Raw genomic sequence first — 16,550 nt, forward strand, 5'->3', positions numbered from 1 at the left:
CAGTCCGCTCGCCTTTCCGCCCGGTGTTGCTATAGCGTTTTCCCATGACCCTCCGACGCTCCCTCATCACCGGCGCCAGCTCCGGGATCGGATCCGCCACCGCCGTCGAACTCGCCTCCGCGGGCCACGCCGTCTGGCTCACCTTCACCTCCGGGGGCGCCGCCGCCGAGCGCGTGGCCGCCGAGTGCCGGGCTGCCGGCGCGGCGGAGGTACGCATCAGCCGCCTCGACCTCCGCTCCCCCGAATCGGTCGCCGCCCTCGTCGCCGAGGTCGCCGACGCCTGGGGCGAGCTGCACGTGCTGATCAACAACGGCGGCGTCTGCCCGTACCGCCACTTCGACGACATCGAGCTCGACGAGTGGGACTCGGTCCTGGAGACCAACGTGCGCGGCACCTTCCTGCTCACGCGCGGGATGCTGCCGCTGCTGCGCGCCGCGGCGGGCGACCGCAGCGTGGTCAACCTGTCCTCGATCGCCGGCCAGGTCGGCGCCCTCCAGACGGGGATGCACTACGCCGCCAGCAAGGGCGCCCTGCTCGCCCTCACCCGCAGCTTCGCCCGGCACCTCGCGGCCGAGGGCATCCGGGTCAACGCGGTCACCCCCGGCCCTGTGACGAGCGCGATCACCGACCAGCTCACCGACGAGGGTCACGACGCGCTCGAGTCGTCCATCCCGCTCGGACGGTTCGGCACGCCGGCCGACGTCGCCTGGACGATCGCGTCGCTCGCCTCGGAGCGTGCCGGGTTCGTCACCGGCGCCACCTACGACGTCAATGGCGGCGTGCGGATCGACTGACGTCGTCCGCCCGCGCCGATCCCCTCGATCTCCCCAGGAGGACTCCCATGACCGCACTGGACGCGTTCCGCGTCGTGACCGAGCAGGTCGACGCGTTCAACGCCCACGACCTCGACGCCTTCGTCGCCACCTACGCGGAGGACGCCGTGGTGTCCGGCGTCGGCGACGCTCCCCTCACCGGGCGGGACGCCATCCGCGCCTTCTACGCCGACCGCCTGTCGTACCCGGGGCTCAGCTGCAGCGTCGCCACCCACGCGCTCTTCGGCGAGCGGTGGGTGGTCGCGCAGGAGTACGTGGTGCGCGACGGCGTCGCGACCGAGACCATCGCGACGTTCGACGTGCGCGACGGGCTGATCCGGCGCGCGTCGATGGTCAAGGCCTGAGCCTCGGGCCCAGCCGCGTCAGCGACCGAGTCCGTATCGCTCGGCGAGCGACGCGTCGGCCCCCGGGCGCCCGAAGGAGGCCGTCCACGCGCCGTCCACCGCGATCGACTGACCGCTGATGTAGGACGCTTCGTCGCCGAGCAGGTACGCCGTGAGCGACGCGACCTCGGCGACCGTGGCGATGCGGCGCAGCGGCGGACCCTCGGCCAGGCCGCGCTCCTCCGCCACGGGATCGGCGGCGTTCGCGATCTGTGCGTCGAGGTGCGGGGTGCGCACGCCGCCCGGCGCGACCGTGTTCGCGCGGATGCCGAACGGACCGTACGTCACGGCGACGCTGCGGGTGAGCGCGTCGATCCCGCCCTTGGTGAACTCGTAGGCCGCGTGGTCGACGAAGCTCGCGCGGCCGTGGATGGAGCCCACGTTCACGATCGCGCCTCCCGTCGTCTGCGCGGTGAACGCGGTGACGGCGGCCGAGCAGCCCCACAGGTAGCCGAGGCCGTTGGTCTCGACGACCCGGCGCACCTCCTGCTCGTCGAGGGCGTGCAGCGGGGTGCGGACGGTGATGCCAGCGTTGTTCACCCAGCCGGCGAGCGGGGCGAGCTCCATCGCCCGACCGGCGGCCCGCGTGTGGATGTCCCGCTCGGAGGAGTCGCCGCGGACGACCGCCGCGCAGATCCCCGCCTCGACGGTGTCGGAGGCCGAGCGCTCGACCCCCACGACGATCCACCCGTCGGCCGTGAGCCGCTCGGCGATCCCGCGGCCGATGCCCTTGCCGCTCCCGGTGACGACGACGCTGCGCTGCTGCGCGGCACTGCTGCTCATGACGACCTCCCGAAGTCGAAGGTACCGGGCGCGAAGCCGAAGCCGAGCCCCGGCCCGGATGGCGGGGTCGCGTATCCGGCGGAGAACGTCGGGCCGCCGGTGACGAGCACGGGCGACGGGTCGTACGGGTTCGGCTGCGGGCCCCGCGCGAACGTCTCGACCTGCACGCCGGGCAGGTGCGCGCTGATCTCGGGCCCGATGTGGCACGACACGGGGAGGCCGCGCTCGGCGCCCCAGGCGAGGAACGCCCGCGACGGGGTGATCCCGCCGAGGGCGACGACATCGAGTCGCGCCACGTCGATGCCTCCGCCCTCGGCGAGAGCCTGCAGGACGGCCGGGTCGGTGACCTCGTCGCCGACCGCGACCGTCAGCCCGGTCTCCCGGCGGATGCGCGCGCAACCGGCGACGTCCTCCGGGAGCAGGGGGTCCTCCAGCCAGGCGAGCCGCGGACTCCCCCAGTCGGCGATCTCGTCGAGCGCCTCGTCGGCATCGCGCCAGCCGAAGCCGACGTCGACGACGAGCCCGCAGTCGGCCGGCAGCTCGCGTTCGAGCTCGGCGAGCAGGGCGCGCATCAGGGCGCGGTCGGGCGAGCGGGAGATCTTGACCTGCGGCCAGCCATCCTGCGCCTGGCGCACGACCTCCTCGACGAGGCTCTCCACCGTGCGACCGGGCGTCGGATAGGCGGCCACGAGCATGGTCGGCCGCGGCGCGTCACCCGAGCCCAGGAGGCTCCACACCGGCACGCCGAGAAGGCGCGCGTGCAGATCCCACAGCGCGACATCCACGAGCCCCAGCGCGCGCCGGACCAGGCCGACCCGGCCGACGATCGCGCTGCCCCGGAACGCCCGCTCCCAGAGCGCCTCCGGGTCGAGGTCGCCCGCGAGCACGTGCGGCGCGATCAGGCGCTCGACGATCTCCGCCATCGGCGCCTCGCGGGTGAGCCCGTAGGCGACGCCGGTCTCGCCGTCCTGCTCGATCCGGACCGCAGCGAACTCCCGCCGCGTGACCGTCATGGCCCCGAGCTGGAGCGGGGCGGGCAGGGGCAGCGCGGTCGTGGCGGTGCGCAGCGCCCGCGTCACGGCTTCGGGACCGACGCGAGCGGCACGCCGTAGTCGACCATGAAGCCGCCGTCGGCGTAGAGGGTCTGCCCGGCGAAGTAGCTCGCCTGGTCGGAGAGCAGGAACGACACCGTCGCGGCGATCTCGGCCGCCTGCGCGAGCCGCCCGGCCGGGATGCGGGCGAGGATGGTCTCCTCGCTCAGCGTCCCGGCCGCGACGCCCTGGCGGAAGACGCCCGTGTCGACGTATCCCGGCGCGACCGCGTTGACGCGCACACCCCGGGCCGCCCACTCCGCGCCCGCCGTCGCGGTCAGGCCGATCACCGCCGCCTTGGTCGAGGCGTACGGCGCCCGTCCCGCCGAGCCGCGGGACGAGATCGACGAGATGTTGACGATCCGGCCGCCGCCGGCCGCCAGCATGTGCCGGCCGGCGGCCTGGAGGCAGAGGAAGACGCCGTGGAGGTTCACGTCCACGACGGCCTTCCACTCGTCCCACGCCAGATCCTCGATCGCGCGGTGGCGCTGGATGCCGGCGTTGTTGACCACCGCATCCAGCCTCCCGAACTCGGCGACGACGCCGCCGAACACGGCCTCGACGTCCGCCGGATCCGTGACGTCGAGCCGACGGTGCACGATGCCGGCCTCCGGCTCGGTCGCGGTCAGCCCCGGCACGAGATCGGCGGCGACGACGCGGTAGCCGTCGGCCACCAGTCGCCTGCCGATCTCCCAGCCGATGCCGGCCGCGCCCCCGGTGACGAGGGCGACGGGCGCGCCCGGAGCGGCGGCGGTTTCGGATGCGGATGCGGGCATGGGGGTTCCTTCCAGTGATGCCGTGGTGCCGGGGTGGGGCGGTTCGGGCGGTGGTTCAGACGGTGAGGTTGCCGGCGGTGACGACGCGCGTGGAGTCGGCGGGGAATCCGGTGCGCGTCACCGAGCTTTCCACGTTGACGGTGTGCAGCAGGGTCGACGACCCGCCGAACCCGCCGGACGTGAGCTCGAGCGCGCCGCCCTCGAAGCGGCAGCCGGTGGCGCGATAGTGGTTCGTGCCGCCGGTGAGCGAGAGGTGCTTGCCCCCGGAGTCCGAGCGGGCGAACGAGCTGTCGGCGAGAAGCAGGGTGAGCGCCTTGTCTCCGGCGCGGCCGATCGCAGTCCCGCCCGCTCCGGTGACGACGCTTCCCGCGGTGACCTCGATGGTCTGGTCCGCGGTCCCGGCCGCCTGCAGCGAGACGTTGTCCAGCCTCGTTCCGGTGAGCCGGGTGCGCGCCGAGGCCGTCTGCACCGCGTCCGACCCGGCCTTCGCCGTCAGCGTCGACCCGCGGAACGTGACCTCCCCCGCGCCGAGGATCTTCATCCCGCCGACGTTCTCGAGCGTCGTGTTCTCGAACGTCACCGGCACCTTCACACTGGCATCGGTGAGGCTGCCCGGCGCGGCGAAGCCGAACCAGGAGTCGCGGATCACGGTCGGGCGGGTGGAGGCCGTCGACGACTGGGTGATCACCAGGGTGCTGTCGGCGGTGCAGCCGCGAAGCTGCGCGCCGTCGGCGTTGATCCACAGCATCCCGGACCCGGCCAGGCTGGGCTTGCCGATGACGCGCACGTCCTCGAGCGTCAGGTCGGTGATCCGCACCCGGGCGACGAACCACGAGCAGATGTGCTTGCGCACGGTGATGCGCTTGGCCGCCGAGCCCCACGCCGCACCGGAGTTGGCGAACGTCATCAGCCCCGAGTTGCCGGTGTAGGTGAGGTCGTGCTCGTACTGGCCGTGCGTCACGAACGGGCCCTCGTCGTCGCCGTCGCCGTGGCAGTTCTCGACCATCGAGTACGCGCTCGCGGTGAAGTCGTTGAGGTGCCGGGCGTTGGAGGTGTGGCAGTTGGCCACGTAGCCGTAGAGGCAGTAGATCTGCTGGGTCAGGTAGCCCGCGCCGCCGTAGGTGACGGACGTCGGGTTCGAGAGCGTGCAGCCGATCGTGGAGTAGAAGGTGTTCCAGCGCCGCATGATCAGCGGCCAGAAGGTCAGCGAGCCGACGATGTTCTCGACATCGCAGCGCACCGCGAACTCGAACGCGATCGGGTGCGACCCCGTGTACTGGTCGGTGCCCTTGCCGCGGAACACGAGGTTGGCGATGCGGATGCCCTCGACGGGCTTCACGCGCGTCCAGGTGATCGTGCGGCCCTTCGCCAGCGGCCACCCGTTCTTGTAGTCGACGCGGATGTGCGTGCCGTCGACGATCTGCGTCACCTGCACGAGCTTCTGCAGCTCCCGCTCCCAGCGCCCGCTGAGCGCGTTCACCTCGGCCGTGTACCAGGAGTCGACGGCGAACCAGGAGGAGTCCGCCACTTCGAAGATGTCGCCGAGGTCCGGGATGGCCGCCGACAGCGTCGCCGTCTGCGTCTCGGACGAGAGGACGCCTTGGAAGAACATCACGGCGGCGAACGGGTCGTCGGTGCCGGCGTTCTCGATGCCCTCAGTCGTCATGAGGTGGCCGCCGAAGTCGAGCTCGAGGTGCGAGCGGACCAGCTTGTGGCGCTTCACGAAGTTGAGGTCGGTGTGCCCCTCGATGCGGGCGATGGAGGCGTCGGCGACCATGGCCTCCAGCGCGGCGTCGGCCGGGGTGTCCGGCCCCATGATCCCGAACTGGCGGAACTCGACGGTGCCCTGGTGCACGAGCACCCACACGGTGCCGTTCTTACCGGCCAGCACGGTCCCGCCGTTGGGCGTCGCGCCCTGGCCGGACGCGCCCCGGTAGATCAGGCCGCCGACGTCGCCGGGCTGGTGGTAGCCCGAGGCGATCGCGATCTCGCCGTCCTTCGCCTTGACCTTCGCGAGATCGCCCACGAGGCGCACCTGGCGGAGCGAGCCGGAGGTCGCGGCGGTGGCGGGCGCGGCGGCGGCCGTGGCGGCATCGCCCGGGCCGAGGCCGCCGACCGCGGTCACTCCCCCGATGGCGGCGGCCCCGAGGCCGACGAGGAGGCCGCGGCGGGTGCCGGAGCGTGGCGCGTCCGCAGCGGGGGTCGCATCGGTGCGACGGCTGCCGCGGGTGCGGCGGGTGCCGGTGGGTGGAACCGAGGAGCTGGTCATGGAGCAGGGTCCTTTCGGTCAGTCGGCGACGAGCACGTCGCCGACGATGATGCGGTTCGTCGGTTCGGGTAGGGTCCGCTCGACGCGGCGCTCGGTGGCGCCGTCGTAGAGCAGGGTCGAGCCGGAGCCGAACCCCGCCGCCGGGAGTCTCAGGGCGCCGCCGGTGAGCTCGGCGCCCGTGAGGCGGAGGTGGTTCGTCCCGCGTTCGATCGCGAGGTGCGGCGTCCCGGCGGGCGCGTCGGACGCCATCCCGTCGATCCGCCAGGAGACCGTGCCGGTTCCGTCGCCGCGGGCGAGGGTCGGCGCGGACGTGCGGGTGGTGGAGAAGCGGGTGCCCGCGACGGTCACCCGCTGGTCGCGCGCGGCCGTCGCGACGAGGGCGACGCCGTCCGCGCTCCCGCCCTGGACCGTCAGTTCGGCGCTGGCGACCTGGAACGCGTCGCCGCCGGCCGGACCGCTCAGCGCGCAGTCGACGAACCGCAGGGCACCGGCTCCTCGTGCGACCGTGCCGTCGACGCCGTCGATGCGGCAGCCCGAGAACGTGACCGTCGCCGTCACCGGCGTCTGCACGAGCACCTGCCCCTTCGGCAGCGAGAACGTGCATCCCTCGATCAGGGTCGGCCGGGTCGACCGGGAGCTGCGCTGCCCGACCGCGAAGAGCCCGGCCGTGCAGCCCCGCAGCTGGGCGCCGTCGGCGTTGATCGTCAGCGTCGCCTGCGGGTCGAAGGTGCTGCGCGGGAGCACACGCACGTTCTCCAGCGTCAGGTCGGTGATCTTCGTGCTCGCCACGAACCACGAGCAGGTGTGGTCGCGGACCGTGATCCGCTTGGCGCTCGTCCCCCACTGCGCTCCGGAGTTGGCGATGTCCATCAGACCCGAGTTGCCGACGAACGTGAGGTCGTGCTCGTACTGGCCGTGCGTCGTGAACGGGTTGCCGCCCTGGTCGTCGCCGTCGCCGTGGCAGTTCTCGACCAGGCAGTAGGCGCTCGCCGTCAGGTCGTTCAGGTGGCGCGCGTTGGAGCTGCGGCAGTCGCGCACGGTGCCGTAGAGGCAGTAGATCTGCTGGGTGAGGTAGCCCGCGCCCCCGTAGAAGACCGTCGGCGGGTTCTCGAGCGAGCAGCGCTCGGTCACGAAGTGGCTGTTCCACCGGCGCATGATCACCGGCCACCAGGTCTGCGACGCGTGGATGTCGGCGACGTCGCAGTGGACGGCGTACTCGAACGCGACGGGATGCGACCCGGTGATCTCGCGGGAATCGGGGAACGACCCGTCGGTCGGCCCGTCGAACGGGCCGGCGCCGACGAAGCGCATGCCGTGGATGCGCACCCGCTTGACCGGTGCGACGCCGCGCCAGCGCAGCCGCCGCCCCTTCTCGAGCGCCCAGCCGTTGAGGTAGTCGACCCGCACGTGCGTCGCGTCGATCCGCTGGGTGACGCGCACGAATCGCTGGAGTTCGCGCTCATCGGCACCGCCTCCCGCGACCTCGTCGCTCTGGACGGCCCACCACGAGTCGATCGGGAAGGCGTTCGCGTCGGGCACCGCGACGGCGTCGGTCAGCTCGGCCCACGCCTCCGGGAGCGCGTATTCGATGGTCGTCCCGGTCGGCTTCCCCGTGAAGAACAGCAGAGCGCCGAACGGGTTGTCGTGGGTGTTCGGCTCGATGCCGTCGGTGGTCACGAGGTGACCGCCGAAGTCGAGCTCGATCCCGGATCGGCTGGAGGTGTGCCGCCGGACGAAGTGGAGGTCGGTGCGCGCCTCGATGCGCTGCACGGCGGGGTCGGCGAGCAGCGCGTCGAGCGCGTCGTCGGCGGGGGTGTCCGGACCGAGCACGCCGAAGACGCGGAAGTCGATCGTGCCGTCGTGCAGCAACCGCCACACGCTGCCGCTGCGTCCCGCGACGATCGTGCCGCCGTTCGGCCGCGCGTCCGAGCGCTGCGCACCGACGTACAGCAGCGTCCCGGCGTCACCGGGTGCGCGATAGCCGGACGCGATCGCGAGCTGGCCCGTCTGCGCCTTCTCACGGCCGAGGTCGGCGACGGTGCGGACGACCTTCGGCGATCCCCCTCCGCCGGCGGAGGCGGTCGACGTCGCGGCCGCGGGCTCGGCCGGCGCCTGTGACAGGATCCCGGCGCCGCCGAGCGCCACCGCGCCGAGCCCGACGAGCAGCCCGCGACGCGTTCCGTCGGTCATCGCTCCTCCTCCACGAGTTCCTGGAGGGTCGCCGCCGCCGCGGTCGTGAGCCGGTCGAGACCGCCCGGTGCGAGCGGGGTCTGCCAGGCCTGGTAGGCGCCGCGACGGTAGGCCCCGTCGGTCGGGAGGTAGACGAAGCCCGGACCGTTCGCGAGGTTGAGCACGACGACGGGATGGTCCCCGGCCGCGGCCCGCACACCCGTCTGGAACGCCGAGTACGCCTCCCCGGGGTGGCCGACGAGCAGGGCGTCGCCGAGCCGCCAGGCCCAGAAGGGATGCTGCACGGTCGGGCCGTCGATGTAGCCGTCGCGGAGGTTGCGTGCGCGGCCGAGGCGCTCCTCGCGGCTGCGCGGGTCGATGTCCGCCCAGCGCTGCGCGAGCTCGTCAAGGGTCGGCAGCTCGTTCAGCGTCAGCTCGACCTCCGCCCGCACGGCCGCGATGGTCGTCGCCGGCTCCTGCGCGGCCTCGGTCCACATCCCGAGCGGTGCGCCCGACTCGACCACACTGCTCAGTTCGAGTTCGGCTGCGGGTGAAGGGAGCAGCTCGAGGGCAGCGAGCACGGCGTGGCCGAGGGCGCGGCCGTGCCTGTCCGCGATCCCCGTCTCGCCCGTGTACTGCTGCCGCGGAGCCAGCTCGCCCGACGCCCCCTGCAGGAACAGCACGGGCGCGCCCGTCTGCGCCTCCACGAGTTCACGCATCGCGCCGACGTAGTCCGGCGAGACGAGACGGTTCTGCCAGGCGAGGGTCGTGGGATGGCAGGCGTAGTTGACGAGGGTGGCGAGCGGCTCTCCCGACGCGTCCGTGATCCGCCCGACGACCACCGTATCGTCGGCCGGCGCGGCGTCGGGGTTGTAGCCGACCAGGGCGCGGCCGTCGATGTCGAGCTCGCGGTCGGCGGCGAGGGCGCAGCGACCCGTCGTCCAGTCGATGTGGCCTGGCGCGCGTGCAGCGAGAGCGTCGCGCGCGGCGGCCGCGATGCCGTCGGCGAGCGCGTCCAGATAGCCCGGGATCAGCTCGCCACCGGGGAGGCCGGCGTCGGCACTGCAGAGCACGGCTCCCGCGTGGGTGTGCGAGAGCGCGATGATCAGGCGCTCCTCGCTCAGGCCCAGGGCGTCGAGGACCCGGCCGCGCACGGCGCGCTCGTCGTCGACGCGGCGCCACCACGTGCCGTCCACCGCGACCAGCACGAGCGGGTCGTCCGTGCCGAGCGCGAGGGCCGTCGCGGTGAACGGCCTGTGCGCGCCCTCCGAGCGCTCCCAGTCGGCCGGTCCCCAGTTCTTCGCCCGGATGCCCGTCGGCGGTGTGACGTCCCGGCGGGCGACGCCCACGGGGGCGTCGGTGCGCGGGACGGCGAGACGTGCGCCCAGCTCGGTCATGCGTGCTCCGTTCGATCGATGGCGGGTGAGGCGGCGGCGATGCCGGTCACAGGTAGTCCCCGGTCCAGTGGAAGGCGCGGGGGTGGTCGAGGGTCGCCCGCACCGTCGCGGCGTCGGCGTCGAGCGGGTGGAACATCCCAGTGCCATCGGGTACCGGCACCGGGTCCGCGACGAGCTGGGCGACGAGGTCGTCGTACGGCGCGCCGGTCGGGACCTCGATGGACACTGTTGCGGCCCCGGCGCGCACGAGCTCGTCGCGGATCACGTGCCCCAGGGCTGCGAGCGCGGCGCGGTCGCCCGCCGCCTCCAGCAGCGCCGGTTCGTCGCCGACCCGCGTGACCGCGTACGCCGCCGGGGTGCCGTCGGGCCCGTCGAGCAGGTGGATGCGGCAGCCGGCGTACCACGAGAGGGCGCGACGCCAGCCGAGCGCGTCGCGGACAGCGGTGAGGGGCCGGTCCGTGTCGCGGTCGTGCAGGGCGGCGATGCCGGGAGCGACGAGCAGCTCCGCTCCTCCCGCGCGCAGCCGGGCGGGCCGTCCCGCCGCCTCCGTGTTCGTGCGCAGTGCGCCGACGCGCCGCCGACGCTGTCCGAACGGCTCGTAACCGCTCGGAGCGTAGACACCGGGCGTCCCGGTGAAGAGCAGGGACCAGTCGTAGCCGGCACGGCGCGCGAACGCGACGGACGCGTCGGTCATGGCACGAGCGAGCCCCCGCCCGCGGGCGCGCACGGCGACACCGACGTTGGCGAGGCCGAGCACGGGGGCGATCCGGCCGTTCGCGCTGCGCCGCCGCTGGTCGACGAGGGCGACCGCGCCGAGCACGTCGGCCCCGTCGGCGGCGACGAGGGTCCAGGAGCGACGGTTCGGGTCGAGGCGCCAACGCGGGGCCATGCCGGGCTCGCCGAAGGCCTCGTCCCACACCGCCAGGATGCCCGGCTCATCGACGGCCGTCGCGACGCGGATCTCCGTCATGCGACGTCCTCCGTTCCACGCGTGCGCGCCGCAGCGGCGAGGAGCAGCCGGTAGCCGGTGGAGGTCCGGCGCCAGGGAACGGGCGAAGGCCCTCCTGTCGCGAAGGCCAGCAGTGCATCGGCCAGACCCGCGTAGCCGAGGTCGTCGCCGTCGCCGAGCGCCAGCTCGTGCAGGCCGTCGTCGGCCACCACGCGCATCGCGTAGCGGTCCGGGCCCGGAACACCGCTGACGGTCGCGGTCACGGGGATGCCGCCGGCCGTCTCCGCTCGCACGACGGCGACCGCCTCCGACCGGGTTGCGAGGTCACCGGCCGTCGCGTGCGCGTCGACCAGCGTCGCCTCCGCGAGCGCCGCAGCCTCCCCGGCCGGGAGGACCGCATCCACGAGATCCACGGCGTGAACGCCGATCGAGAGCAGGGTGCCACCGCCGCCGGCCGGATCGTCCTGCCAGGCGCGCTCGGGCACGAGGAAGCCTGCGATGTCGTGCTGCGCGATCACCTCCACCGCCCGCACCCGGCTGCCGGCGAGGCCGGCGGCGAAGGCCACCACGGCCGGTGCGAAGCGCAGCACGGACGACGAGGCGACGCGCGCGCCCGATGCGGCTGCCGCGTCGAACGCCGTCAGGGCGCCCACGGAGGCGGCGACGGTCTTGTTGAAGAAGACGGGGATTCCCGCCGCGGAACAGGCCGCCAGCACCTCGGGGGCGCGGGGGGTCCGGGGCGTGGCGACGACGAGGTCGGGACGGTCGGCGAGCAGCTGCTCGAGCGTGTCGTGCTCGGTCGCTCCGAACCGCGTCGCGAAATCGCGGCGCCGCACGGCATCGTCCACCTCCCAGACCCCGGTCGCCGTCGCACCGCGGGCGCTCAGGTTCGCCGCGTCCGCGAAGGGATGGGAGTGCGCCGCACCCGCGAACGCCACCGTCGGCCCGCTCACGCCATCCACTCCAGGTCCTGCTCGCTGACGGCGTGCTCGAGCGGACGGCCCGCGGCGTACCGCTCGACCTCGTCCACGACGGTCGCGCCCTGTCGCAGCCGCCCCTCCCGCGTTCCGGCGGCCTTGTGCGGCACGAGCAGCGCGTTCGGGAGCGTGCGGAAGGGGCTGTCGACGGGCAGCGGCTCGTCGTCGAAGACGTCGATCGCGGCATCGAGGCGACCGCTGCGCAGCTCGGCGAGCAGGGCATCCTCGTCGACCAGCCACGAGCGCGCCGTGTTCACGAGGCCCGCGCCGTCGGGCATCAGGGCGAGCTCGCGCGCGCCGATCATCCGATGGGTCTCGGGCAGGCTCGGGGCGTGCAGCGCGACGATGCGGCTGCCCGCGAGCAGCGTGTCGAGCGTCACCAGCTCTGCGCCGAGCGCCAGCGCCTCGCCGGCATCGATCGTCGGGTCCGCGAGCAGCGGGCGGGCGCCGAGCGCGCCCAGCAGTCCCAGGTACGCGCGACCGGTGCGGGAGGCGCCCACGACTCCGATCGGGGCGTCGAGCAGTTCGTGCTGCACAGGCGCGCTCTCCGCCGCCTCCCACTCGGCACCGGCGTGCAGCGCGTGATCGAAGCGCGGGAGGCGGTGGAGCAGCGCGAGCGTGAACGCAAGCGACACCTCGGCGACCGACCGCGCCATCGCCGCGCCCGCCTGCGTGACGAGCACACGGCGCGCGAACAGCTCCGGGGTCGCGAACGGCCGGATGCTCGCGCCGCAGTGCGCCACGACCGCCAGCATTGGCAACCGGTCCAGGAGGTCCGCATCGAGCGGCGGGACGCCCCACGCGACGACGAGAACGCGCACGGCCGCGAGGTCGAGCTGCGTCAGCGCGTCGCCGAGCGACTCAGTCACGGCGAGCGCTCCCCCGAGCCGCTCCGCCGCCTCCGCGAGCCGTCGCTCGTCGCCGTCGGCGAAGAACTGCGGACGCAGCGCGGCGGGCACCGCGACGAGCACGACGGGAGCGGCCATCAGCGCAGCCACTCGTCCCGGTGCTCGGCGATGAACGCGTCGTCGCTGAGCCGCGGGTAGGCCAGGCGCACCCGCTCGATCTCCGCCGCCTGCCCCGGCGAGAGCGTCTCCTCCGGGTCCAGGCACCAGATCCCCTCCAGGAGCCCCTGCTGGCGCAGCACCTCGTGGACTCCGGCGATCACGCCGGCGAACCCGTTGGCGGGGTCGAAGACCGCCGCGTTCAGGTCGGTCAGATCGGCGGCGAGGTCCGCGAGCTCGAGGGCCGCGGCGGCGTCGCCGGCCTGCGCCCGCTTCGCGAGGGCGAGCACGCCGGTGGCTGCGCGGGTGCCCACGGCCCACTGGCCGAGCAGGCCGCCGCGGAAGCGCAGCTCCCGCGTGCCGGTCGCGGTCTGCACCCGGTGCACCGCAGTGAGGTCGGCGACGATCGCGTCGTCGTTGCCGGTGTAGAGCGCGACGTCGGAAGCGCGGTCGGACTCCCCCACCCCGCGGACGAGCTCGATGGTGCGGTACCGGTCGAACGGCGCCGCCTTCACGGCGACCACGGCGGTCAGATCGGCGAACCGCCGCCAGAAGTCGCGCGAGAGCACGGGGCCGCCGATCGCCTCCTGCAGGTAGAAGCCGATCACCGGCAGCACCTCGCCGACCGCGCGGGCGCGCTCGATCAGCGCGTCCTCCGTCGCCCCGGCCAGGCGCGGGCTCAGCAGCACCGCGTCGTAGCCGAGCCGGGCGGCGAGCTCGGCCTCGGCGACCGCCTGCGCGGTGGGTCCGACGACGCCGGCGATGCGCACCAGGTCCCGGTCCGCCTCGCGGTCCAGCACGTCGGCCGTGAGCGCGAGCACGGGCTCCAGGAGTCCGCGGTCCGGCTCATGGATCTCGAACTGCGTCGTGTGCACCGCGATGGCGATCCCGCCCGCGCCCGCCGCCAGGTAGTAGCGGGTCAGGGCGCGCTGGCGGCGTTCGTCGAGCCGGCGTTCCGCCGTGAGGGCGAGGGGATGCGCCGGGACGACGAGTCCCTCGGCGAGGAGCTCCGCGCCCATCAGAACTTCCCGTCCCGGACGGCCCACTTGGTCGGCTTCCCCGAGGTGGGCAGCCCCTCCCGCAGCCAGTCGGCCTGCCACTCGATCAGCGTCCCGGCCGGGACCGTCGGGTAGCCGAACAGCTCGAAGCAGCGCCCGGCGTTGTTGAGCAGCGCCGACGGCGCGGGCTCGCCCACGAAGGAGACCTCGCGGTCGAACAGCGCGCCGAAGCGCTCGGCGATGCCCCGCACGCTCAGCAGCTCGGGACCGGTCAGGTTGACGGTGAAGACGGCGTCGCTGGCGTGCCCGAGCGACCGTAGCACGACCTCGTTCGCGTAGCCCTGCCACACGACGTTCACGGCACCCGTCGTCAGATCGACCGGCGCCCCCGACAGCACGGTCGACCCGATGTCGGCGAGCACGCCGTAGCGCAGGTCGACGGCGTAGTTGAGGCGCACGATCGACACCCGGGTCCCGCGCGTCACGGCGCCGAACTCGAAGACGCGCTCGCGCCCCAGGCACGACATCGCGTACTCGCCGACGGGTCCCGGCACGTCCGACTCCACCGAGCCGCCCGAGCCCGGCGCGACGAAGGGGTAGACGTTGCCCGTGGACATCGCCGTGATGGCGCTGTCCCGGTAGCGCCGCGCGACGCGGTCGGGCAGTGCGGCGTTGACCTCCCACGCCCACGAGGCGTTGGTGGCCGCGCCGAACTTGGCGCCCACCATGAACACGACGTTCGGCGCATCCGGCAGCTCCGCCAGGTCGCGGTCGGAGAGGAGGTCGAAGGGCACGACCTCCACCCGCTCCGCCTCCAGGCGCCTGCGGGCCTCGTCGCTCGAGAACCGCGAGACCGCGTAGACCGTGTCGGAGCCGCGCCCGGCCTCGTCGAGCGCCCGGCGCGCGAGCACCGACAGGCTCGGGCCCATCTTGCCGCCGGCGCCGAGCACGACCAGGTCGCCGCTCGACGTCGCGAGGTCGGCCACCAGGGCCGCGCTCGGTGTCGCCAGGGCCTCTTCGAGCTCGTTCTCACTGCTGAACATGTCTGCCTTTCGCTTCGTTCGGGGTGGGCGTCAGCCCTTGATCCCCGCGGAGGTGACGCCTTCCTGCACGTAGCGCTGGGCCACGACGTAGGCGAAGAAGATCGGGACGAGCGCGACGACCGAGCCGGCGAGCATCACGCTCAGCGGCACGTTCTGCTGCTGGAGCGACGCGATGCCGACCGTCAGCGTCCACATGTCGGAGCTCTTGGCCATGATCAACGGCCAGAGGAAGTCGTTCCAGTGCCAGAGGAAGATGAAGATCCCGAGCGTCGCCAGCACCGGCTTGCACAGCGGCAGGACGATCGTCAGGAAGATGCGGAACTCCCCCGCGCCGTCGATCCGCGCTGCCTCGAACAGGTCATCGGGCAGGCCCTCGATGAACTGGCGCATCAGGAACACGGCCTGCGCGTTCGCCAGGGTCGGGAGGATGAGCCCCCAATACGTGTCGACGCCGCCGAGCTTCGCCAGCACGATGAAGGTCGGGATGAGCGTCACGTGGAAGGGCACCATCACCATGGCGAGGAACGACCAGAACATCGTCTCCTTGCCGCGGAATCGCTTCTTGGCGAACGCGTAGCCCGCCATCGCCGACAGCAGCAGCACGGCCACGACGCTCACGATCGCGTAGATCAGCGTGTTGCCGAGCCAGGCCAGAAGGTTCTGCCCGCCGAGCACCTGCTCGTAGGACGCCGTGGACAGGTTCCACGGCAGCAGGCTCTGCGGGAACTGCACGGCGAGGCCGGGCTTCAGGCTCAGCACCACCATCGCGTAGAACGGGAAGAAGCACAGGACGGCGGCGATCGACAGCCAGATGTAGCGGACGACGAGTCCGCCGCGCGTCGGCTCGAGGGCACGGAACGAGCGGGCGCGCTTGAGGCGCGGGGTCGCGGTGGTCACTTCTGCCTCCCGATGACGCGGCGCTGGATGAGCGCGACGACGAGTGTCATGACGAAGAGGGCGACGCCGATCGCGGCGGCGTACCCGTAGTCGGTGTACTTGAAGCCCTGGTCGTAGAGCATGTAGACGAGCGAGTAGCTGGCGTGCGCCGGCCCGCCCTGCGTCATCACGTAGACGAGGTCGAAGACCTGGAAGGACGCGGTCGTCTCGATCACCGCCAGGAAGAACAGCGTGGGCTTCAGACGCGGCAGCACGATGTAGCGGAAGCGGTTCCACGCCCCGGCGCCGTCCATCAGGGCGGCCTCCTCGTGCTCGCGCGGCACGTCCTGCAGCGCGGCGATCACGATGAGCATCCCGTAGCCGAACCGTGACCACACGCCGACGACCACGAGGGCCGGGATGACGAGGACGGTGGAGTTGAGCCAGGAGCCGCCGAGGCCGAGCGGGGCCATGATCGCCGACCAGGGGCCGTCGGTCGAGAAGATCCACTTGAAGATCGCACCGGCCAGCACCAGGGAGGTGATCACGGGGAGGAAGAACACCGAGCGGAAGAAGCGCGAGCCGCGGAAGGCGCGGCGCACGCCGAGCGCCATGGCGACGGACAGCGCGAGCGAGATCGGCACGGCGAGCACCGAGTAGGCCAGGGTCACACCGAGGGCCTGCCAGAACGTCGGGTCGGAGAGCATCCGCTCGAAGTTCTTCAGCCCCTCCCAGTCGAGCTCGCCCGAGATGTCGTAGTCGAAGAAGCTGAGGCCGACGCCGGCGATGGCCGGGCCGAACCGGAAAGCCAGGAACAGCAGGAACGCGGGGAGCACGAAGAGCAGCGCGATCCGCGCCTCCCGGCGGGCCAGGACGCGCTTGGTCAGGCCGGGCGGACGTGCGTCACGGCGTTCGCCGTCCGGTCGTCCGCCGACCGCCGGCGGCCGTGGCTGGGTGGGGGTGGTGGTCACGGGGGCGTCTCCTCGGGTCCCGGGACCGGCC

General features: G+C 73.1%; 15 protein-coding genes. 2 read left to right on the plus strand and 13 right to left on the minus strand.

Annotation, left to right across the window (positions count from 1 at the left end; all coding sequences use genetic code 11):
- Positions 1–44: 44 nt before the first annotated feature.
- Both HNR14_RS20375 and HNR14_RS20380 read left to right on the plus strand, forming a co-directional pair.
- The gene (locus HNR14_RS20375) at positions 45–794 is read left to right on the plus strand and encodes an SDR family NAD(P)-dependent oxidoreductase (protein WP_179702408.1); all 750 of its coding nucleotides are present in this window, start codon (positions 45–47) and stop codon (positions 792–794) included.
- Between the two features lie 47 nt (positions 795–841).
- Complete coding sequence (locus HNR14_RS20380) at positions 842–1,177, plus strand: nuclear transport factor 2 family protein (RefSeq protein WP_179702409.1); 336 nt, start codon at positions 842–844, stop codon at positions 1,175–1,177.
- An 18-nt stretch (positions 1,178–1,195) separates the two neighbouring features.
- On the opposite strand, the gene HNR14_RS20385 is transcribed toward HNR14_RS20380, so the two are convergent.
- From HNR14_RS20385 to HNR14_RS20445, 13 genes are read right to left on the minus strand one after another with little or no spacing between them, the layout of a single operon-like run.
- Positions 1,196–1,999 (minus strand): SDR family NAD(P)-dependent oxidoreductase, encoded by an 804-nt coding sequence (locus HNR14_RS20385; RefSeq protein WP_179702410.1) that lies wholly within the window; start codon positions 1,997–1,999, stop codon positions 1,196–1,198.
- Entirely contained in the window at positions 1,996–3,078 is a 1,083-nt protein-coding gene (locus tag HNR14_RS20390) for an enolase C-terminal domain-like protein (RefSeq protein WP_343064555.1), read from the minus strand. Before HNR14_RS20390 ends, HNR14_RS20385 begins: the two co-directional genes overlap by 4 nt.
- Complete coding sequence (locus tag HNR14_RS20395) at positions 3,075–3,866, minus strand: SDR family NAD(P)-dependent oxidoreductase (protein ID WP_179702411.1); 792 nt, start codon at positions 3,864–3,866, stop codon at positions 3,075–3,077. Before HNR14_RS20395 ends, HNR14_RS20390 begins: the two co-directional genes overlap by 4 nt.
- A gap of 55 nt (positions 3,867–3,921) precedes the next feature.
- The gene (locus HNR14_RS20400) at positions 3,922–6,135 is read right to left on the minus strand and encodes a peptidase C14 (RefSeq protein ID WP_218875085.1); all 2,214 of its coding nucleotides are present in this window, start codon (positions 6,133–6,135) and stop codon (positions 3,922–3,924) included.
- An 18-nt stretch (positions 6,136–6,153) separates the two neighbouring features.
- A complete protein-coding gene (locus HNR14_RS20405) occupies positions 6,154–8,325 on the minus strand; it encodes a peptidase C14 (protein ID WP_179702413.1) in 2,172 nt (723 codons plus the stop codon).
- Positions 8,322–9,701 carry a hypothetical protein gene (locus tag HNR14_RS20410; RefSeq protein ID WP_179702414.1) on the minus strand — a complete coding sequence of 460 codons (1,380 nt, stop codon included), beginning with the start codon at positions 9,699–9,701 and terminating at the stop codon, positions 8,322–8,324. The genes HNR14_RS20405 and HNR14_RS20410 overlap by 4 nt, the downstream gene beginning before the upstream one ends.
- A 46-nt stretch (positions 9,702–9,747) precedes the next feature.
- Positions 9,748–10,671 carry a GNAT family N-acetyltransferase gene (locus tag HNR14_RS20415; protein ID WP_179702415.1) on the minus strand — a complete coding sequence of 308 codons (924 nt, stop codon included), beginning with the start codon at positions 10,669–10,671 and terminating at the stop codon, positions 9,748–9,750.
- The gene (locus HNR14_RS20420; protein WP_179702416.1) at positions 10,668–11,603 is read right to left on the minus strand and encodes a Gfo/Idh/MocA family protein; all 936 of its coding nucleotides are present in this window, start codon (positions 11,601–11,603) and stop codon (positions 10,668–10,670) included. The genes HNR14_RS20415 and HNR14_RS20420 overlap by 4 nt, the downstream gene beginning before the upstream one ends.
- The gene (locus HNR14_RS20425; RefSeq protein ID WP_179702418.1) at positions 11,600–12,613 is read right to left on the minus strand and encodes a hydroxyacid dehydrogenase; all 1,014 of its coding nucleotides are present in this window, start codon (positions 12,611–12,613) and stop codon (positions 11,600–11,602) included. The genes HNR14_RS20420 and HNR14_RS20425 overlap by 4 nt, the downstream gene beginning before the upstream one ends.
- Complete coding sequence (locus tag HNR14_RS20430) at positions 12,613–13,650, minus strand: dihydrodipicolinate synthase family protein (RefSeq protein ID WP_179702419.1); 1,038 nt, start codon at positions 13,648–13,650, stop codon at positions 12,613–12,615. Before HNR14_RS20430 ends, HNR14_RS20425 begins: the two co-directional genes overlap by 1 nt.
- Positions 13,650–14,672: an NAD-dependent epimerase/dehydratase family protein gene (locus HNR14_RS20435; RefSeq protein ID WP_179702421.1), complete on the minus strand. Its 1,023-nt coding sequence runs from the start codon at positions 14,670–14,672 to the stop codon at positions 13,650–13,652. The genes HNR14_RS20430 and HNR14_RS20435 overlap by 1 nt, the downstream gene beginning before the upstream one ends.
- 30 nt (positions 14,673–14,702) lie before the next feature.
- Entirely contained in the window at positions 14,703–15,569 is an 867-nt protein-coding gene (locus tag HNR14_RS21460; RefSeq protein ID WP_313544535.1) for a carbohydrate ABC transporter permease, read from the minus strand.
- Positions 15,566–16,519 (minus strand): carbohydrate ABC transporter permease, encoded by a 954-nt coding sequence (locus HNR14_RS20445; RefSeq protein WP_313544537.1) that lies wholly within the window; start codon positions 16,517–16,519, stop codon positions 15,566–15,568. The genes HNR14_RS21460 and HNR14_RS20445 overlap by 4 nt, the downstream gene beginning before the upstream one ends.
- Positions 16,520–16,550 lie beyond the last annotated feature (31 nt).

Source organism: Leifsonia naganoensis (genome assembly GCF_013410615.1).
Lineage (GTDB): Bacteria > Actinomycetota > Actinomycetes > Actinomycetales > Microbacteriaceae > Leifsonia > Leifsonia aquatica.